We start from the raw sequence: 15936 nt of genomic DNA, 5'->3' as shown, positions 1-15936 counted from the left end.
ACTGGCCAACGGGTGCCTAGTGCAAAGCGCTCGAGATCCACGGGTGTTCTCCGATTACCGCCAAAAAATTCTCAAGCGGTACGCATCTGCATCGCGTTCACAGGTGCAGAACGCTGTCTCATGCGCTCGACTGGTCTGACCTCAGCCATAACGACCAAGGTAGCGATCCAAACCCACCAATAGATATATCCGGCAGCATGACTTGGCACCGCGCCAATCACCGGCAAGGTAACGACACCAAACAAGACAGCAACGCGGACCGGCTCGGGCATATCTTTCCGGCGGAATACCGAAAGAAAAGTAAGGATGAAAAATCGCACGAAAACTAGCGCCGGAATGACGCCGAAATTGACTGCAATCTCCAAGAGGAAATTGTGAGGGTTGGGGATCAATTGGGGATAATTGTCGTTTACGTACTCCTCGAATCCTCCAACACCAACACCAAAGCCATACGTATCCCGTAGGGCCTGCAGCCCGGCCGTAAGCAGTCCAACGCGCTGCGAAACAGATTCATCTTGCGACCCTGCGCTCTCAAATCGGTATACTGCCAAGTCGTAAATATCGAGCGCCTCATTTCCAAATTGATCGATAATCATTACAATCAAAACAGGCACAAATAACAGAAGCCAAATTCTTACCCGTTGAAATTTGAGCGCGAAGAACGCAAATCCGATAATGGCAATAAAAATAGCGCCGCGACTCGTGTTAACAACCAGGATCGCAATTACCAAAGCATTCATTCCAGCAATAAGGAAGCGAAGATACGGATTCTTCTCAAGCGCCAAAGCGGCCATGGTTATTGGAAATGACAGACTCAACCATGCGCTGAAATCATTGTAATTCCCGAAGAAAATCGCGGCGAACGGAAATGACCCGATGCCGCCAATTGTGCGATCCTCGAAAGCTCCTTCAAAGTGGTTGCCAGTTGCAATCTCATACAGGGCGACCGGGAGGGATATCCCGACAATGATCACCCAAGCGCGCATGAGAAGTTGAACAGATCTGGGATTGGTACTCCAGCTATTTCCCGCAAGAAAACCAAGCGATCCAACCAGAACCGCAAGTAGGAGACCAATTCCTCCTGCCAAATCTTCTGTCCAGGCGAGAGACAGTACACCACCGGTAACGATGGCGGCGACCATGACCAGAGCCTGCTTTGCAGTTGGCGTCAGGTGCCGAAAGATAGTGGGCTGGAGCAGTGCCAGGGGCAATGCAGCAGCCAGGATAAGCCGGGAAGGCTGAAGCGAGCCGCCGAGCCCTCCGGCGAGAGTTGCGAGAATGGCTGCGAACAGCAGTGCCCACGTAATTCTTTGCATTATTTGGGGCCGCTCAACTGCAAGTATGCCTGCCTTGCCAAACTGCTAACCAAGAGCAGTCTGGCACGAAACATTGCGAACAGCGCGATAAGGAACCCAACCCAATACATCATTAGCCACGTCTGAAAGACGCTTCCCAACGCCAAGGAGAGCGCCGCCCCCAAGGTAAAAAGCGTCACGGCGAAATACATCTTTTGACTCGGCAGTCGATACCAGATCCGCGCAGCCAGCTCAGCTCGACCGATCAGAAAGACGAGCGAGCCTAGAAGAATACCGAGAGCTGCTCCTGCAACGCCAAACTGCGGTACGAGCAAGAAACTTAGCGCAAGCGCTACTGCCGCTCCACCCCCGCTGATTGTGAAAGCCACATCCATTCTCCGTGAAACACCCAGGCCAACGCCGTAGGTCTCGGCGAGCAGGTAAAAGAGCGGCAAAGCCATACAGGCCGGGACGTATCTAGCCAACTGATCGTAATCAGCGGGGAATAGAATGGGAAGAAACCATGCGAGGGCCGAGATGGTGCCGGCACAGGCAAAACTCGCGAAGACTATGGCTTCCACATACGGAGTGTAGCTCGACTCATCCTTCTCACGAGCGACAGATTGGTAAACGAATGGAGCCCAGATAATGGCAAAGATGGATGTGAATATCGTGAGTATCGCAGCGATGCTCTGCGCGACCATGTAGATCCCCAAATCTCGAACGCTGCCCCAGAATGCCAAGGCGAGGCGGTCTGACGAGGCCAGTAATGCGTAAAGGATTGCGGCGAGTCCTGCGGGGATACCGAAGCGTAACAGGCGCTCTGCGCCTTCCCAATGGAATTGGCGTCGCGAAGCCTCAATCAACTCACCCCTTAAGGCGAAAATATGAAGAGCCACAGAGACTAATACGGCTAGGAGATAGCATGATAACACGATCATTAGTTGACGTACATCAGTCAGAACCACTACTGCCGTCACAAGAACGAGTGTGACGACCCTTTGCGTCGCTTGCAGAACAGCTAGTGCAAGTAGTCGCTCGCTCATTCGTAACACTGTTGAGAGCAACCGAATGATCAATGCTCCGGCAGCATACCCAACAGCAAGAATTGTTCCTGCAATGCCAGCTTGGGGAATAATCTCTATTTCCCAAATCAAGAGAAAAACTAGAAGAAGTGCAACGGCTGCCACAGTGGCAAATGTCGGAACACGAAATGCATTCGCGAGGAGCGCGGCCTTGTCTTTTTCGCTAGCGAATTCACGCACGTAGGCCTGATCGCAACCAAATGTTAGGGCCATGGTAAAGAAGACTGCCGTAAGTTCGAGGATCGCAATTGAGCCAAGAATCTCCGGCTTGAAATTCCAAGAGATGAGAAAGACAAGGCCCGTGCTGAAGACAGCAGATGCCACCGGTCCGCACGAAAGAAGCATCACTCTGCCGGCGCGGCTTTCAGCGCGCATCGCCGCAAGCTCGCTGATAAATGGCATCTAGAGCGGCGCAGACCACGGGAGTGGAGTAGACAGAGGCGCACTCGTCGCGGATTTCCTTCGCGGGATAGTCGGCAAAATCAACAACCACGGCCGCAATCGCTTCGGCCAAGGCCTCCACGCTCCATTCGTCAACCAGCCTGCCCAGATTCGGTTTGACTATGGAATTCGGCCCACCCGAGCGGGTTGCTACAATCGGCATTCCTAGCGCCATCCCCTCGATCAGCGTCACACCGAAGGTCTCAAATTCGCTTGCAGAGACGAGGATATGACCTCTGGACATTGCAGTTGGCATGTCAAAAATCGAAACTTGGCCTACGAACTCCACATGCTCCAGCACCCCCAAACCCTTGACGAGTTCGGTCAACGCACCTCGCTCCGGCCCGTCGCCCACGATAGTCAGGGCGACGTCAAATCCCCGCTTGCGAAGGAATGCGACCGCTTCAATAATCAGGTCTACGCGCTTTCGGCGAGTGAGATATCCAACTGTTACTAGCCGCGTTGTTGCCCCCTCGCGGCGTACGAGCGGAGCAGTAAAGAAGCGAGACGCTACAATATTGGGTTGATAGTGCCAGTTGCCACCATATGACTCATTGAGCGCTTCAGCGAACATTTCAGAAACAGCCAGGTTCGAAGAGCTTCTTGCTGCCAATCTCTTGAATTTACTGCGTTTCGAAGATGACACGGGACGAAGGATATGCGCGGTTGAATGCTCGGTTGTTACGAAAGGTATGCCAAATTCCCGAGAAATCTTTTCCGCAGCGACCGCAGCCGGTTCCATGCTGTGAGCGTGCACAATATCAGGGTGACCAAATCGCGTAACGTACTCATTCACGGCGATAGAGATATGGCGCAGCCAAAGGCGCTCAAACCCAGGGTAAATCCTGGGAAACCAATTGAAGCCGTGGGAGCGCACTTCCTGAATTATGCCATCCATCCGAATGGTGACTCCGCCAGTTGTGCCGCGTCGAACTTGGCGTGGCCCGCGCAGGTCCGCAAACGCCACACCAACCTGCAGGCCGAGTTCTGCCAGTCCCTGAGCCTGATCTCGAAAGAAGCTCCCTTCTGCGTCTCCTTCGAACCTTGGGTACCAACTAGGCAGGATTAGGACGTGCATTTCACGACTGCCTCGATAACCCGATCCTGTGTTTGATGATCAAGGTAAGGATGCATCGGTAGGCTGAACACTTCTTGCGCTAATGACTCGGCCACCGGCAGACCAGTTGGATCCGACGGGAAATCCCGATAGGCGGTCTGCTGATGCAACGGACGAGGATAATAGACGGCAGTGGGGATGCCTGAATCCTTGAGTTTCGCCATGATTGATTCCCGACTTTGGCCAGGGCGAGTCCGGACCGTGTACTGAGCCCAAACCGATTTGCAGTCATCCGGAACGCTGGGGGTAATCAAAGCGTCACCGATGCCGTGAGCATATCGGGCAGCTACATGCTGGCGCGCTTCAATCTCGTCCGCATAGACAGCCAGCTTCTCAAGTAGGACCGCCGCTTGCAGCGTATCGAGACGGGAATTGAGCCCAATCCGCTCATTGTCATACTTGTGACTCCCCTTGCCGTGCACACGGAGAGACCGAATGAGCTGGGCAAGTTCGTCGTCACCGGTAAAAACGGCGCCTCCATCTCCGTAGCAACCGAGGGGCTTTGCAGGAAAGAATGAAGTGGTCGCCAATGTGCCGATCGAGCCGGTAACCCGACCACGATAGGTGGCGCCAAAGCCCTGAGCGCTATCGGCGATCACCCACATACCTTCGCTCGACGCAATCGCCTCGATGGCGTCATAGTCGGCCGGTAGGCCGAAGAGGTCGACCGGAATTATCCCCGCGGGCCGAAGCCCAAGGGTGCGCGCGTGTTCGATCGCGCGCGCTAGGCTTTCTACATCGATGTTATAACTGTCGGGTTGAACATCGACCATGATCGGCGTGGCGCCAGTCGGCGGGACGACCTCGGCTGTGGAAGCAAAAGTAAATGTCGGACAGAATACGGCATCGCCGACGCCGACGCCGAGCGCCATGAGAGCAAGCTGAAGCGCGTCGGTGCCATTGGCACAACCGAGGGCATGCGTCGCCCCGCAGAATGACGCTAAGCCAGTTTCCAGCTCTCGGACCTCAGGACCCATGATGTAGTTGCCATGCGCGAGTACCTGCTGGATGCGGTGTTCGAGCCGATCTTTGATCCGCGCTTGTTGCGCGCCCAGGTCTATGAATTCCATGCTAGATATCCTGCTTCAACCGAAGACCGCCACCCTCGGGATCGATTTCGTACTTCTCACCAGTGCGCGGGCAAACCAACCGATCATCGAGCCGCTCGCCGTTGCGCGATACCCAGCCAATCGGCCGCGCCGGCACTCCGGCTACCAATGCATGGGCGGGAACGTCTCGCGTGACGACCGCGCCTGCTGCGACCATGGCGTAGGAGCCAATGCGATTACCGCAGACGACAGTCGAGTTTGCACCGATGGTAGCGCCCCGACCAACTAGAGTGGGCTTGAATTCGTCTTTTCGTTCCACCTCAGCCCGAGGAGTCAGAACATTCGTAAATACGCAAGAGGGCCCACAGAAGACTCCGTCTTCCAACTCGACCCCCTTGTATAGCGAAACATTGTTCTGAATCTTGCAATTATCGCCTATGCGCACGTTGGGACCAACCACGACATTCTGGCCCAACACACAGTTTCGACCGATAACCGTGTTTGGCAGCACGTGGGCAAAGTGCCAGATCTTCGACCCTTCGCCGATCGAGCTTGGTAGATCGACGTAAGCGCTTTCGTGCACGAAGAAGTTAGCATCCGAGCTCATGATTCCACGCCTTCTTGATCGAGCGACATGCGCAGGGCGGCTTCTCCCCGCTCGAGTACTTTCAGCACACGAAGGCCTTCGTTGCCATCGGTTTGAGGAGGGGATTTTGTAGCGATTGCCTCAATGAAATGCCGACATTCCGCCTTGAGCGGCTCATCGCGCTCCACTTCCAAGAACTCGACTTCACTCTTCAACGGCGTCGGGACTGGACCACTTTTGTCGATTCGATGCCTGTAAAGAGCCAGCTTCCGACCCCAGTCGGTTTCAGCATCATCAAACACCGCCATGCCACCGTCTCCCAGGACCACAAGACGCTGCTCTTTATAGGGCGATGCCCAACTCACCTGGACGTGCCCTCGGGCGCCACCGGGAAAAGCCATCTGCATCGTGACCCAGTCGGCAATTCCGGGCGAAACGAAGGCAGCCCCTTGAGCTGTGACAATTTCGGGCTCTTCACCCAAAACGGACAGGATCATTGAGACGTCGTGTGGGGCAAAGGACCACAGGACATTCTCCTCGGTACGAAATTTGCCCAGACTCATTCGGTTCGAAAAAATGTAATTGATCACCCCCAATGCGCCCTCATCGACCATCTGTTTTAGGCGAAGAAAGATCGGATGATACTGTAAGAGGTGCCCGACCATAAGAATACGACCGGCAAGCCTCGCTTGCTCAATGAGGCGCTCGGCCTCCCTCGAGCAGAGCGCCAGTGGCTTTTCAACAAAGACATGTTTGCCTGCTGCAATAGCTTCAGCGGCCATGCTCGCATGCTCGCCTGCCGGCGTTGCGAGAGAAACTGCATCGATCTCGGGCGCGCGCAAGACTTCCGCCCAAGATAGGCCCGCAACGCGAAAATCCGCCGACATCGCCGCCTGGACCGCCGCCTCACGATCCGTCACCGAAGCCAGAACACCAAGTTCCGAAAAGTTGCGGACGAGGTTCTTACCCCAGTAGCCGCAGCCGACCTGCGCTACCCGTATATGATCAGCCGATTTCATGCGGCTACTACATGCTCATTGGCAGCATCGAAGCGGCCTCGAGAATCCACGATGAGGTCCGCCTCGCGAGCAATCATCTCGTAATCGAATTTGTCATGATCGGTTGCCAACAAAACGCAATCAAACCGGCTTACTGACTCAGGTGTGAGCTGGATGCTAGAAAGCTCGAAATGATGTTCGCGCATCCTCGGGAATGTCGCGACATGTGGATCCGAGTATGCGATCTCTGCGCCAAGATCGCGCAGCCTCTCCATTATGAATACGGAAGGTGACTCCCGCACGTCGTCGACATTGGGCTTGTAAGCGATACCGAGCACGAGGATGTTTGAACCTCGAACCGACTTGAACCGATCATTGAGCGCCGACTTGACCTTGCCGACGACATAATCAGGCATAGCCCCATTGACCTCTCCCGCCAGCTCGATGAAGCGGGTGCTTAGGCCGAACTCACGCGCCTTCCAAGTCAGGTAGAAGGGATCGATCGGTATGCAATGCCCCCCAAGACCTGGGCCAGGGTAATAGGGGACGAACCCGAAGGGCTTCGTCGCTGCAGCGTCAATAACCTCACGGATGTTGATTCCCATCTTGTCGGCAACGACCTTCATTTCGTTGACTAGGCCGATGTTTACAGCCCTATGAATGTTCTCGAGCAGCTTGGTCATCTCTGCTGCACGGGTGGAACTCACAGGAACGACGCGATCGATTATGGGGCTGTAAAGGCCCATGCCGACTTCAAGACAGTCTGCCGTGTGACCGCCCACCACCTTGGGAATTGTGCGCGTCGAGAAATGGGCGTTTCCGGGATCCTCTCGCTCAGGCGAATAGACCAGAAAAATGTCCTGGCCCACAGCGAATCCTTGTGATTCGATTCTTGGCAGCAATTCTTCATCAGTTGTGCCGGGATATGTTGTACTCTCCAAGGACACCACTTGACCGGCTCTCAAATATGGGACGATGGCATCAATCGTGGCTGTTACGAACTGCAAATCAGGCTCGCGATATTTGTTCAGCGGCGTGGGAACACACATGATCAAAGCGTCTGCTTCAGCGGCTTTCGAAAAGTCGGTGGTACAGGCCATCCCTTCGCGAACAGCTTTTGCCACCGTTTCGTCTGGGATATGCTCGATATCGGAGTGCCCAGAATTAAGTGATTCGACCTTCTGCTCATCGACATCGAACCCGATGACCTTGAAGCCGCTTGCTGCAAACAGCAACGCCAATGGCTGGCCAACATACCCCATTCCAAACACGCCAATGACGGCCGAGCGATCGGAGAATTTCTTAGCGAGGGAGGACAGTTGGTTTTCAGACATTCGGTTACTCATTCATTCGGTTGGCCCGCTTGATGGGCTTTCAATGTTTGCGCTGACCTGGCGGTACTCAAGAATGGCGGGGTGAAATCCTCGCGTGATGCCTAACACTTCCGGGGGCGCCGTTAATCCCGAAACGCGCTTACCGCGGTTCTGTGGTTAGCTTATATCCCACACCTGAAAGGATCACGGAAAGGCTGTCGGTTAAACGAAAGCCTGCCGAGTTCAGAAACTGTGCATCAACTTCAAGAAATAAGCTAAGGCGTGATGCTCGTAGCATGGATGAGCTTAACGCCCCGCGAGCGCAGGTGGCGACCAGCCAGGGAGACATGTTCTTTTCTGCCGATAGTAGATGGTGGGTACTTGTGAGCGCCCGGCGCTAGCAGCAACTCGATCAACAGCAAAGTCTATTGTTAAGTTTCACCTCCATACGCCTAGCCACTCTCCTTGTAGAACGAAAAAAGTGCTGGAAGATCGCCTTAGACCAGTGAGATATATGCCATCCTGAGATTTCTTGACGCATCGCCGCGGGACGGATGGAGTATCTCGATAGGCCAAGAACTTGCATGCGCTTAACTCTGCGTGGAAGAATTTCTATAAAGTTGAAATAAGTCATTATTTCAGAAATTTGGGTCAATTGATGATATTTTTCTTTCGCATTGCATTATTTGTCGGACTTGCGCTGACGTTTTTTCTATCGGTAGTTCCTCAACCGCCCATGATACCCGATCAATTGTCGGACAAGGCCCAACACGCGCTGGCCTTCGTGACCTTCACGCTTCTCGCTCTAGGCGCTTACCCTCGTGCCAGTAGCTGGAAGATCTTTCTTTGGTTAGGTCTTGTAGGTGTGGCGATTGAAGGGGTGCAATCGCTACCCGGAATCGAACGCGATCCAAGCGCCGCTGACGTTTTGGTCGATTTCCTTGCCGCAGGAGGAACGCTTCTCCTAATCTCCAGTTTGAGGCGGCTCAAGCTGGTCGGAACGGAGAAGAGCAGGCGCGAGAGTGCGAGGGAAGGCCTTCGCAACCCCGATTAGAGTCGTCGTTCGAATTTTGCGGGTCGTTCATCACAAGGAACCTCAGAAGGCCACGGTTCTTGCCCTCCGTTTTTTGCCTCAGCGCCATAGTGTTGTGATTATGGGGAATTGCCTATAGTCAGCGAAGAGTTGAAGGTAACTGAGCCTCAATCTTGCAGGTTTGCCCCCCATAATGAATCGCACACCCTCTTCACTCGCGACCGCAAGGTCGGCGCCAAATTTTTCGGTCCCAGAACAGTTGGCGTTTTACGTGGTGGCCGGGGTTCTCATGCCTGCCACAGCATGGACTATGGCTCGGGCGATCCCCCTCAGTGACCCTGTCTCCATTCTGACGCTTTCCGAGGTATTCGTCGCGAATGTCTGCATCTGGTATGTGCTAAATCGCTTGCAAACCTACGCCCGGGTGCGCCTCCTTTCGTACGTAGTTCCAGTAAATCTCACCATTTTCGCGGCCCTCATACTGGTGAACAACCTACTGCGAGTGGGCTACTCGATTTCGCTCTTGGGGGTCTGTGCGGTCGCCACCATTCTGATCAGCTATCTGGTGACCATAAAGGTGCGGAACTCCGGCTCGAATTTCCGACACTTTCTCGTACCCGGCGGGGCCATCACTAGATTGAAGGGAATGGCTGGCTACGAAGAGGTTGGATGCCCCCAGTTGCTTGAGCGCATGATAAATGAAGATGAGATATCTGGCTCGATCGTAGCCGATCTGCATCAGGACCTTTCAGCCGAATGGGAGCGACTCTTAGCCAAGGCCGCGCTTCGAGGAATCCCGGTCTATCACTGCCGGCTGATCGAGGAGGCGTTGACAGGGGAAGTCCGAATTAATCATCTAAGGGAGAATGAGCTTGGGTCATTGATTCCCAACTTGCCGTACCGTTACGCAAAGCGGGTGTTCGATGTGGTCGCCGTGCTGCTATTTGCCCCAATCGTGCTTCCCCTGGTTTGTGTCATCGCGATGCTCATACGACTGGATTCGCCCGGCCCAGCGTTCTTCTTCCAAAGCAGAGTCGGATTCCGAGGTGAAACCTTCAGAATGGTCAAACTGAGGACAATGCGGGTTGTTTCTAAATCGACAAGCGCGAACTCGGCGCGTGAATTTGCGATGACAAAAGATAATGATGATCGGATAACTAAGATCGGGCGTTTCCTGCGCAAGACGCGTCTTGACGAGCTGCCGCAGGCCTGGAACGTGTTGATTGGCGATATGAGCTGGATCGGTCCACGGCCGGAGGCGGCAGATCTTGCACTTTGGCACGAAGGCGAAATTCCTTTCTATTCCTACCGCCACATTGTCAGGCCGGGCATTACGGGCTGGGCCCAGGTCAACCAAGGCCACGTCACGGATCTGGACTCAATCGAGCACAAGCTTCGGCTGGACTTCTATTACGTCAAGAACCTTTCCTTATGGCTTGATGTGCTGATCGCACTGAAGACTTTTCGCGTCATAGCTGGAGGGGTCGGAGCCAGATGATCTACGGTATCCGCAGGTGGGGAAATCCATGCGACTCACGTTAGTTACTGGTGCGGCCGGTTTTATCGGCGCCGCCGTAGTCGGGCGATTACTCAATGATGGCGAGCGAGTGCTTGGGATCGACAATCTCAACGATTATTATTCGGTCGATCTCAAGATTTCCAGACTGGAGCGCCTACGCGAGCTTGGTGGCGACCGCTTTATTTTCGAACAAGCCGACTTTGCTGAAAACAAAGCTCTCGCAGCGTGTCTGGCCGACGCCGAGTTCGATCGCATCGTGCACCTAGGTGCACAGCCAGGCGTTCGCTACTCGCTCGAGAATCCGCATGCCTATGTTCAAAGCAACATTGTTGGCCATTTAAACATTCTGGAACTGAGCCGGGAACGACGGGTCACGCATTTAGTCTACGCCAGCTCAAGCTCGGTATACGGTGGCAATGACAAGATTCCCTTCTCAGTCGGCGATCGGGTCGATCACCCCTATTCGCTTTACGCCGCCACGAAGAAAGCGGACGAATTAATGAGCGAGACCTACGCGCACTTGTACAGGATTCCGCAAACGGGCCTCCGGTTCTTTACGGTATACGGGCCTTGGGGGCGCCCCGACATGATGCCATGGATATTCACCAGCAAGATACTGTCAGGTGAGCCCATCCCTGTATTCAATTACGGCAAGTTGCAGCGAGACTTCACTTATATCGATGATATCGTATCGGGAATCATCGCGTGCCTCGATGCTCCGCCAAGAGATGATGGAGATGTGAAACCCGGAGGCAGTATTTCGCCGCACGCGCTATACAATATTGGCAACAACAGGCCCGAAGAGCTGCTTGATGTTATCGCCATCATTGAACAGGCTTGTGGTCAGAAGGCGATCTTGGACCTCCTCCCGATGCAAGAGGGCGATGTTCCCCGTACATTTGCCGATATTGATGCCATTTGCAACGATGTGGGTTACATTCCCAAAACGACGGTTGACGAAGGTTTCCCTCGATTTGTTGAATGGTTCAAATCGTATCATGGGCTCGGCTAGAGCAAAGAAGTTCAACCCTGCGGCTCGTCCGCTGGCGCTTCTTCCGCAGCGGTAGCGCCATCATCCCCGCTCGGTAGAGGCTGATCGTCCACCACCGCGTCCTCGCCCTGCCGTTCGCGTTCGAGCCGCTCCATATAGGCACGCTCGATCTGCTCGACCCGCGCCTGCTCCGCCGCCGCATCCTCATCGATAGTCGAGAGGCGGTCTTCGCGGGCCGCGGCGATCAATTGGCCGAAGCGGACCTTCGAGCTTTCCGAGCGGTCGGCATAGGCCGCCTCGATCATCTGCTGGGTGCAGCCGGTGAAGCCGCCCGCGCCGGCAGGGTCGCACGACATGGTGCCGAATGCGCCGATCATCTTGTAGCTTTCGACCCGGCGCGACCAAGCGACATTCTCGGGATTGTCGCTATGTCGCAGTGTTTCGGGGATACGATAGCGATCGGCCTCGACCAGGATTTCGCATACCACGATCTCGTCGCCAACCGCCTCCGGGCACTCGTTCTCGTTGTAGACGATCACCATGTTGACCTTCTCGCCACCTTCGTCCTGGGCGGAAGCGGGCGAAGCGAAGGCGCAGGCGGAAATCGCGAGTGCGGCGGGAGCAAGAATGCGTTTCATCGTGTCATCCATCCAGAAAATCTGTCAGCCGGGATTAGGCCCGAGAGCGCGTGAACTCTCTATGAAGCGCTTAGCGGACCCATGCGGTTCCACCATGCGCCAGATCAAATTCGCTCAGCCAGCTTGATTGCGGCGCGGCAACCTAGGCGGATCGCGCCGGAGAGCAGCGGATAGGCAGGCGCACGCTCTGCACCGGCGGCGAGCGCGGCATCGCGGTGCGCACGCTCATCTTCGCGGAACTCCTCGATCATCGCGGAAAGTTCGGGATCGGCGTCGGTTTCGGCGAGCCGGTCGAGCTGGTCGGAATAATGCTTGTCGATCTCGGTCTCGACCGCCGCGGTGCACGCCATCGCCGCCTCTGGCCCGATCAGCGCGGTCGCCGCGCCAAGGGCGTATCCAGCCACAGACCAGAACGGCTGCAGGGCAGTCGGGCGAACGCCGCGCTCGGCCATCAGCGCGTCGAACTTGGCGCGATGGTCCTTCTCCTGCTCGGCCATATGCGCAATCTCCTGCGCATGCGGGCCGCGATCGCCCATCACCGCGAGCTGCCCGGCGTAGATGCGGGTCGCGCCATATTCGCCGGCCTGGTCGACGCGGATCATGCGGTGGATTTCGTCGCGGGTCACGTCCTGTCCCTTCGCACAAGCAGGTAGAGCGCGGCAATGGCCGATGCACTCGAAATCAGGAAATTGAAGCCCGCCAGCGAAATGCCCATGAGCGTCCACTGCGGGGCATCGCAGCGCACCATCGGCGCGTTGAGGATTGCCGCCATCGGGTCACCACTAGCGTCGACTGCGCTGGTGCACGAGGTGAGGCCTTCCCACCAACCGTATTCCACCCCTGCGTGAAAGCCCCCGATCAGGCCTGAGGCGAGCACGGCCAGGGCCGCCAGCGCAATCAACAGCCGTTTGGGCTCGATCGCATAGGAGAGCAGGCCCAGCGCGATGGCGGCGAAGTGCGGATAGCGCTGCCACCAGCACATCTCGCAGGGGAACAGGCCAAAGCCGTATTCCGAGATATAGGCGCCGGCGATCAGCAGCGCCGGTGTGCCGAGCGCGATCTTCTGCGTCAGCCGTGCGGACGGAGTGAGTGTCATTCGCGAGCTAATAGCGGATCAGCGGCGCAATGCCACCGCGCTTGGCGTCGTCCGCCGCAGGGTTTCCAGCGCATAGTGCAACTGGAAATCCTCGATCCCCTCGCCCTTCAACTCCTCGGCCGTCTTCTGGAAGCGAGGATCGGTGATCTTGTCGCTTTCGAGCGCGTCGTCCTTGAGGCCGAGTTCATTGACCAGATGGCCGCGCAGGTCGCTCTCCCGCATCACGTACTTGCTGCGCTTGGCGAGGTCGGGATCGCTCAACTGCGGCACCATGATATCGGGCTTGATTCCGCCTTCCTGCACCGAATGGCCGGAGGGGGTATAGTAGCGCGCCGTGGTGAGCTTGAGCGCCGCGTCGCGACCAAGCGGAATCAGCGACTGGACGCTACCCTTGCCGAAGCTGCGATCGCCCATCACCAGTGCCCGGCGATGATCCTGCAGCGCCCCGGCGACGATTTCGGAGGCCGATGCCGAGCCCGCATCGATCAGCACGATCACCGGCACGCCGCTGGCCATATCGCCGCGGAACACCGTCTCGGCATCGTAGAGCAGCGTTTCGCCGCGAGCGCGCCCGCGCTGCGAGACGATCCGCCCCTTGTCGAGGAACAAGTCGGAGAGGGCCACGGCCTCGTCGAGCGAACCCCCGGGGTTCGAGCGCAGATCAAGCACCAGACCATTGACCCGGCCGGCGGCCTCTTTCTTGATCGAGCTCCAGGCGGAATAGACGTCGCTGCCGACATCGGCGGAGAATTCGTTGACCGAAATCACCCCGATATTGCCGCGTTCCAGCTTGTAGGTCACCGGCTCGAGTTCGATTACGCCGCGGGTTACGGACACATCGAAGGGTTCATCGCGACCCGGGCGGAAAATCGTCAGGGTTATCGCCGTACCGGCCTTGCCGCGCATCCGTGCCACGGCATCGTCAAGGTCGCCGCCATAGATCAGTTCGCCGTCGAGGTGGGTGATATAGTCGCCTGCCTTGAGGCCCATCTTGTCCGCCGGGCTGCCGCGGAAAGGCGAGATGATCTTGACCGCGCCGTCTTCCATCACAACCGAGAGTCCGAGGCCGGAGTAATTCCCGTCGATCATGGTTTCGAGCCGCTGGAGGTCCGAACCATCGACATAGGCGGAATGTGGGTCGAGCGAAGCGAGCATGCCGTCAATGGCACCGCGGATCAGCTTGTCGTCATCCACCGGTTCCACGTAGTTCGACTTGATCCGCTGATAAGTGGCGAAAAGCTTGGCGAATTCGGGTCCGGCGCGGCCATCGACTTGCGCCATTCCGGCGGTCGTGGCCGGGATCAGCGCCACCGCGGTGACGAGGGCTGCGCTGCGCATCAGGTCGGCGAATTTCATGTCTTCTCGTGCTCCTTGGACGCAATACTATCGCGCATCGGGGCTGAATGCCAGATGAGAGCGCGGCTGGCGTCCCGAAGCGGAGCAACCCGGCGCCCGGATATCAAGGCTTTCCAGTCACCTTTCATCAGTAACAGCCGATTCCGCAATTGCGCGGCGGATTCCACCAAGCGGCAATATCAATCCATGTACAGCAGCGGATTGACCGCCTCGCCCTCGCGGCGCAGTTCGAGCGCGATCCGCGGGTTCACTTGCGGCGCCGCACCCAGCGGACTGCCGCCGACGACCCGGTCGCCGGCCCGCACATCGGCGCGCCCGAGCCCGGTGACGAGGCTGGTCCAGCCATTGGCATGCTCGACGATCACGATCCGCCCATAGCCGCGATAGTCGCCCGCGAAAGCCACCCGCCCCGATCCAGGCGAAACGACCAGCGCGCCGGACTGCGGGCGGATGGCGATGCCGCTGCTGCGTAATCCTGCTTCGCCTGCCTCACCAAATCCGGCCAGAGTGCGGCCCTGGACAGGGAGCTGCAGATCCTTGGGCGCGGCAGTCGAACTGGGGGTCGGGCTGGGCCGCGCCGGTGTAACCACGCGCGATTGGTCGGGTCGCGGTGGACGCATGATCGGCCCCTGTAACGCGGCGAGTTCGCGCCGCAATCGAGCCGCCGCGTCGAGCTCGCCGACCAGCTCATCGAGATCGCGTGCCTCCTCCGCCAGCGCCAGGGCGCGGTCCTCCACCCGTTGCGCCGACCCGCTGGCAACCTGCGAGGTGCGACGCTTCGCCGCCGCAAGCGCCGAAAGTTCGCTCTTGCGGCGCGCCAGATCGCGCTCGCTTTCGCGCTGGCTCTGCACTGCCAGCGCCGCCTCGCGTTCCAGAGCCCGGCCTTGCCGAATCTCGTTGCGCAAAGCCGCCGTGCGCGACCGGACGGTCGGTACCGTGCTTTCGAGGACCGCGCGGACATAGACCGTGTCCTTGAGCGAGCCGGGCTTAAGCGCTGACAAGGCGAGCGGGCGACGCGCCATGTTCTGGAGTGCAGCGGTCAGCCGGACGATGGGTTGCTGCCGTTCGGCCAGCCTGGCGTCGAGCACCCTGCGCTGGTCGGTGATGAGCGCCAGCCGCGCTTCGGCCTCTAGCGAGTTTGCCTCAGCTTGCTGAATCCGCGCCGCCAGCGCCGCCGCCTCGCGCGTCGCCTTGTCGGCCACCTCGTTGGCTGCAGCGGCCTCCGCGCTCAGGCGGTCCGCGCGTTCCGCGGCCTCCTGCGCGCCGTTTCTGGCGCGCTCAAGCGCAGCGCGCGCCTCGCCGGTGTTTGCAAATCCTTGATTTCCCTGCGCTTCAAGCGGGGAGAGCGACAGCGCCAAGGCGCCCGCGAGCACAGGGAGCGATCCGATAGCTATGAATGTCCTGCTCCCGCGCATGACG

General features: G+C 57.5%; 15 protein-coding genes. 3 read left to right on the top strand and 12 right to left on the bottom strand.

Features of this window, described 5'->3' with window-relative positions:
• Window positions 1-71: 71 nt before the first annotated feature.
• The 7 genes from P7228_RS06515 to P7228_RS06485 are packed head-to-tail and all read right to left on the bottom strand — an operon-like array spanning window position 72 to window position 7905.
• On the bottom strand, window positions 72-1316 hold the full coding sequence (locus P7228_RS06515; protein WP_278017401.1) for an O-antigen ligase family protein: 1245 nt from the start codon (window positions 1314-1316) through the stop codon (window positions 72-74).
• Window positions 1316-2782, bottom strand: coding sequence for a lipopolysaccharide biosynthesis protein (locus tag P7228_RS06510; RefSeq protein ID WP_278017400.1), 1467 nt, complete (start codon window positions 2780-2782; stop codon window positions 1316-1318). The genes P7228_RS06515 and P7228_RS06510 overlap by 1 nt, the downstream gene beginning before the upstream one ends.
• Entirely contained in the window at window positions 2745-3899 is a 1155-nt protein-coding gene (locus P7228_RS06505; protein ID WP_278017399.1) for a glycosyltransferase, read from the bottom strand. Before P7228_RS06505 ends, P7228_RS06510 begins: the two co-directional genes overlap by 38 nt.
• Window positions 3887-5008, bottom strand: a complete 1122-nt coding sequence (locus P7228_RS06500; protein ID WP_278017398.1) for a DegT/DnrJ/EryC1/StrS family aminotransferase — start codon at window positions 5006-5008, stop codon at window positions 3887-3889. The genes P7228_RS06505 and P7228_RS06500 overlap by 13 nt, the downstream gene beginning before the upstream one ends.
• A 1-nt stretch (window position 5009) precedes the next feature.
• On the bottom strand, window positions 5010-5594 hold the full coding sequence (locus P7228_RS06495) for an acyltransferase (RefSeq protein ID WP_278017397.1): 585 nt from the start codon (window positions 5592-5594) through the stop codon (window positions 5010-5012).
• Window positions 5591-6592 carry a Gfo/Idh/MocA family protein gene (locus P7228_RS06490; RefSeq protein ID WP_278017396.1) on the bottom strand — a complete coding sequence of 334 codons (1002 nt, stop codon included), beginning with the start codon at window positions 6590-6592 and terminating at the stop codon, window positions 5591-5593. The genes P7228_RS06495 and P7228_RS06490 overlap by 4 nt, the downstream gene beginning before the upstream one ends.
• The gene (locus tag P7228_RS06485) at window positions 6589-7905 is read right to left on the bottom strand and encodes a nucleotide sugar dehydrogenase (RefSeq protein ID WP_278017395.1); all 1317 of its coding nucleotides are present in this window, start codon (window positions 7903-7905) and stop codon (window positions 6589-6591) included. The genes P7228_RS06490 and P7228_RS06485 overlap by 4 nt, the downstream gene beginning before the upstream one ends.
• A gap of 559 nt (window positions 7906-8464) precedes the next feature.
• Between P7228_RS06485 and P7228_RS06480 the strand changes: the two genes are divergently transcribed.
• The 3 genes from P7228_RS06480 to P7228_RS06470 all read left to right on the top strand — a co-directional run bounded on the left by P7228_RS06480 (window position 8465) and on the right by P7228_RS06470 (window position 11448).
• Window positions 8465-8938 carry a VanZ family protein gene (locus tag P7228_RS06480; RefSeq protein WP_278017394.1) on the top strand — a complete coding sequence of 158 codons (474 nt, stop codon included), beginning with the start codon at window positions 8465-8467 and terminating at the stop codon, window positions 8936-8938.
• A gap of 289 nt (window positions 8939-9227) precedes the next feature.
• Window positions 9228-10415: a sugar transferase gene (locus P7228_RS06475; protein WP_278017393.1), complete on the top strand. Its 1188-nt coding sequence runs from the start codon at window positions 9228-9230 to the stop codon at window positions 10413-10415.
• 28 nt (window positions 10416-10443) lie between these two features.
• A complete protein-coding gene (locus tag P7228_RS06470) occupies window positions 10444-11448 on the top strand; it encodes an NAD-dependent epimerase/dehydratase family protein (protein WP_278017392.1) in 1005 nt (334 codons plus the stop codon).
• A gap of 11 nt (window positions 11449-11459) precedes the next feature.
• Here the strand turns inward: P7228_RS06470 and P7228_RS06465 are convergent, their stop codons facing one another.
• The 5 genes from P7228_RS06465 to P7228_RS06445 all read right to left on the bottom strand — a co-directional run bounded on the left by P7228_RS06465 (window position 11460) and on the right by P7228_RS06445 (window position 15932).
• Window positions 11460-12065, bottom strand: a complete 606-nt coding sequence (locus P7228_RS06465) for a hypothetical protein (RefSeq protein ID WP_278017391.1) — start codon at window positions 12063-12065, stop codon at window positions 11460-11462.
• Between the two features lie 104 nt (window positions 12066-12169).
• A complete protein-coding gene (locus P7228_RS06460) occupies window positions 12170-12667 on the bottom strand; it encodes a demethoxyubiquinone hydroxylase family protein (protein WP_278017720.1) in 498 nt (165 codons plus the stop codon).
• Between the two features lie 20 nt (window positions 12668-12687).
• A complete protein-coding gene (locus tag P7228_RS06455; RefSeq protein ID WP_278017390.1) occupies window positions 12688-13161 on the bottom strand; it encodes a disulfide bond formation protein B in 474 nt (157 codons plus the stop codon).
• Between the two features lie 18 nt (window positions 13162-13179).
• Window positions 13180-14517: a S41 family peptidase gene (locus P7228_RS06450; RefSeq protein ID WP_278017389.1), complete on the bottom strand. Its 1338-nt coding sequence runs from the start codon at window positions 14515-14517 to the stop codon at window positions 13180-13182.
• Window positions 14518-14696: 179 nt separating this feature from the next.
• The gene (locus tag P7228_RS06445; protein WP_278017388.1) at window positions 14697-15932 is read right to left on the bottom strand and encodes a murein hydrolase activator EnvC family protein; all 1236 of its coding nucleotides are present in this window, start codon (window positions 15930-15932) and stop codon (window positions 14697-14699) included.
• Window positions 15933-15936: the final 4 nt, after the last annotated feature.

Source organism: Altererythrobacter sp. CAU 1644, assembly GCF_029623755.1.
Classification (GTDB): Bacteria; Pseudomonadota; Alphaproteobacteria; order Sphingomonadales; family Sphingomonadaceae; genus Erythrobacter; species Erythrobacter arenosus.
Note: the sequence above shows the minus strand (reverse complement) of the source record. Positions and strands in the feature narration are given on the sequence as shown.